A 2,570-nucleotide genomic window follows, 5' to 3' on the forward strand; every position below is an offset into this window, starting at 1 on the left:
TTTGCTAGTGCAATGATTTTGGTGCTACTCTCTATAACCTGCATGACTGGTTCAAGACCTGCAATGCCAACTATTGCAATAACTGAGAGATCAACGGGCAAAGAAGCAACATTTGCTAGACCTTCAGTGCCAGCTTCTATTTTGATGTTTGTATCAAGTAGACTTTCTTTTAAATCTTTATAAAACCTTTCATCAGAGATAGCAACGTATTTTGCATTTAGCAGTTTTGCTTGATACGCTAGTAGAGCAAAATTCGAATGGGCACTGAGTACTTCTACCTGGTATTCTTCTCTTTTCTTCAGTAGCAAGTCTATAGTCTTTTTTCCAATACTTCCTGTTGATCCTAAAACTGAGACCTTCTTCACTAAAACGCACTCATGTTAATCAAACGAGCTAAACCTGTTTTCATTTGGCAGTTCCTGGACTTAACTACCAAGCTCATGTCCATGGTCATTGCCAACAGATGGTGAAGGACCGGGCGAAAAAGACTGACCATGGTGATCACCTGCATCATGCATGTCGTGTAAACCTTCAGCGCTGTAAGCAATTTCGTTGTTAGCATGTGGATAATCGCCAGGATGAGGTCCCCCATCAACGTAACTCATGCCTATCCCTTCCAATGGCATATCTTCCCCACCTCCACCACCTGAAAAATGTTCTGCAAGGCTTTCAAGAAATTTTATGCCAAACATATTACCTGATTTACCGAACAACGTTACTAGGCTACTACCATTTACCAAACCTTCAAACACGTTACAGTAAGCAGGAATTGCTCCTTCATGAAAGTTGAACAGCCATTTCATTCCATCTACAATTGTTGCAATAGAGTCACTATGACCAAGACCAAAGCCACTCTTTTCTTCTTGGTGTTCTTGATGTTGTTGTTGAGCTTGCCACTCTGCAATATTTGGACCTTGAGCTTCAGTCATAAACTTTATTCTAAACCTTAAACTACCTGTATTTTACCACAAATATTGAAAAATATCAATAGGGCTACCATTTTATGAACGATAACACGCTTTTAAGCGCTTATTGATGAGACTAGTGAAACGGTTTTACGATAACCGCAATAATTGTAATTATTATCAATACTGTAACGACTTCATTTAAAATACGGAAATAAACGTGATTTTTCCTATTTAAGCCCATTGCAAAATTTTTCCTGTACTTTGCAAGCAGTCCATGAATAACAAACATAAAGAATAATGCTAGTACTTTTATGTGAAACCACCCTTCGCGGTATGCCTCTCTCATAACCATTAATGTGATGCCAAAACCAAGCGAAAAGAGCATTGCAGGGTTTATGATAAATCTTAGAAGTCTTTTCTCCATTATTTGAAGTAAGCCATCGTTTTCCGATCCTGGCTTTACAGCTGCATGGTAAACGTAAAGCCTCGGTAAATAGAGCATACCTGCCATCCACATTATGACAGAGATAACGTGAAAAGCTTCAAGCCAGTGGTAATAATCCATTACAAAACGTTAAAATTTCTGATATTGTCTGAGTTTAATGAAAAAGAAATAGATATGAAAGCGAAAAATTTCACTAAAAAACAGGTGATTGGATTCTACAGAAAAATGCTACTCATACGCAGATTTGAGGAAAAAGCAGGACAGTTGTATGGAATGGGTTTAATATGCGGATTCTGTCACCTATCGATTGGACAAGAGGCAGTTGCAGTTGGGGCACAAGCTGCATCAAAGTCCGGTGATGCTTTTATCACAAGTTATAGAGACCACGGTTTAATGCTGGCATGTGGCTCTGATCCAAATGTTGTAATGGCAGAACTGGCTGGTAAAGAAATGGGATGCTCAAAAGGCAAAGGTGGTTCAATGCATATATTTGATATTGAAAAAAATTTCTTCGGTGGACATGGAATAGTGGGTGCACAAGTTCCAATTGGCACAGGGATAGCATTTGCTAATAAATATAAGAAAAAAGATAATGTAGTATTCACGTATTTTGGCGACGGTGCTGCAAACCAAGGACAAGTGTATGAATCGTTTAATATGGCAGCTTTATGGAAGTTACCTGTAGTTTACATTATAGAAAATAATGGATACGCAATGGGTACTTCTGTCAAAAGATCGACTTTAGTAACTGAGTTGTATAGGAAAGGAGAGGGTTTTGGCATTCCTGGAAAGCAAGTTGATGGAATGGATTTCTTCTCTGTTTATAAGGAGGCAAGTGAGGCAGCTAAGTACGTGCGTAGTGGAAAAGGGCCTATCTTGCTTGAAACGAAGACATATCGATATCGCGGTCATTCAATGTCAGATCCTGCGACTTATCGTTCAAAGGAAGAAGTTGAAGATGTGAAGCAAAACCACGATCCTATAAGCACTTTGAAGAAGTACATGGTAGATAATAAGATTGCTTCAGAGGAAGAATGCAAAGCAATCGACAAAGAAGTGCGCGATTTAATGAAAAAGTCAGGAGATTTTGCAGAAAATAGCAAAGAACCAAATGTTAATGAGTTATATACTGATATTTACAAGTCTGTCAACCGTTAACTGTAAAAAACTACTTAAAGATTCCTCCGGTTTCCTTATCATAGTATTGAAGCTATTAT

At 38.3% G+C, this 2,570-nt stretch carries 3 protein-coding genes and 1 pseudogene; 1 reads left to right on the plus strand and 3 read right to left on the minus strand.

Annotated elements, in window-relative coordinates; genetic code table 11:
* From IHO13_RS05100 to hemJ, 3 genes and pseudogenes are all read right to left on the minus strand, one after another.
* Positions 1–365: pseudogene (locus IHO13_RS05100) on the minus strand (1-deoxy-D-xylulose-5-phosphate reductoisomerase); the annotation flags it as partial.
* A gap of 60 nt (positions 366–425) precedes the next feature.
* A complete protein-coding gene (locus IHO13_RS05105; protein WP_225538572.1) occupies positions 426–929 on the minus strand; it encodes a hypothetical protein in 504 nt (167 codons plus the stop codon).
* Between the two features lie 112 nt (positions 930–1,041).
* Entirely contained in the window at positions 1,042–1,473 is a 432-nt protein-coding gene (hemJ, locus tag IHO13_RS05110) for a protoporphyrinogen oxidase HemJ (protein WP_225538573.1), read from the minus strand.
* A 54-nt stretch (positions 1,474–1,527) separates the two neighbouring features.
* Here hemJ and pdhA point away from each other — a divergent pair, with 54 nt between their 5' ends.
* Positions 1,528–2,511: a pyruvate dehydrogenase (acetyl-transferring) E1 component subunit alpha gene (gene pdhA, locus IHO13_RS05115; protein WP_225538574.1), complete on the plus strand. Its 984-nt coding sequence runs from the start codon at positions 1,528–1,530 to the stop codon at positions 2,509–2,511.
* The last annotated feature ends 59 nt before the right edge of the window (positions 2,512–2,570 follow it).

Origin of the sequence: Wolbachia endosymbiont of Mansonella perstans, assembly GCF_020278605.1 — a bacterium.
Lineage (GTDB): Bacteria > Pseudomonadota > Alphaproteobacteria > Rickettsiales > Anaplasmataceae > Wolbachia.

Bases quoted from the DNA above. Each gene is read 5' to 3' on its own strand.
- IHO13_RS05105 (WP_225538572.1), bottom strand. From the start codon at position 929: ATGACTGAAGCTCAAGGTCCAAATATTGCAGAGTGGCAAGCTCAACAA.
- pdhA (WP_225538574.1), top strand. From the start codon at position 1,528: ATGAAAGCGAAAAATTTCACTAAAAAACAGGTGATTGGATTCTACAGA.
- hemJ (WP_225538573.1), bottom strand. From the start codon at position 1,473: ATGGATTATTACCACTGGCTTGAAGCTTTTCACGTTATCTCTGTCATA.